This is a genomic window from Phytoactinopolyspora endophytica, assembly GCF_004138495.1.
GTDB classification, from domain to species: Bacteria; Actinomycetota; Actinomycetes; order Jiangellales; family Jiangellaceae; genus Phytoactinopolyspora; species Phytoactinopolyspora endophytica.
Map to the genome: position 1 here is coordinate 83,937 of NZ_ML142866.1, position 296 is coordinate 84,232.

The 296-nt window shown below is 65.9% G+C and carries 1 protein-coding gene; it reads left to right on the forward strand.

Translation table 11 applies throughout. The features are described from left to right. A partial coding sequence (locus ELR45_RS35920; RefSeq protein WP_165368138.1) for a hypothetical protein occupies window positions 1-235 on the forward strand: 235 nt, incomplete at its 5' end. Window positions 236-296 lie beyond the last annotated feature (61 nt).

Genomic DNA, 296 nt, shown 5'->3' on the forward strand with positions numbered 1-296 from the left:
GATCATCAGGGCTCTGGAAGCGGCCCTGATCGACCGTGGTTCCGCTGGCTGGACATTGTCCTGGTCGTCGTCACCGAAGCTGCTCGACGTGAACGGCCAGGAAATCAAGCTCGACGAGTTCGTCGCGAGCGTCGTCGCAGACCCGGCTGGACAGGTCCCGATTCTGCGCGACTGGCTGGCCCGTTCCGGCGTGCGCGATGACTACGGGCCAGAGGTGGTCATGGACCCCGCCTGATCTCTACCTCAACTGCGGTGGACGCGCCGGGACGTCGAGCCTGGCGCGTCCACGGAGGTGA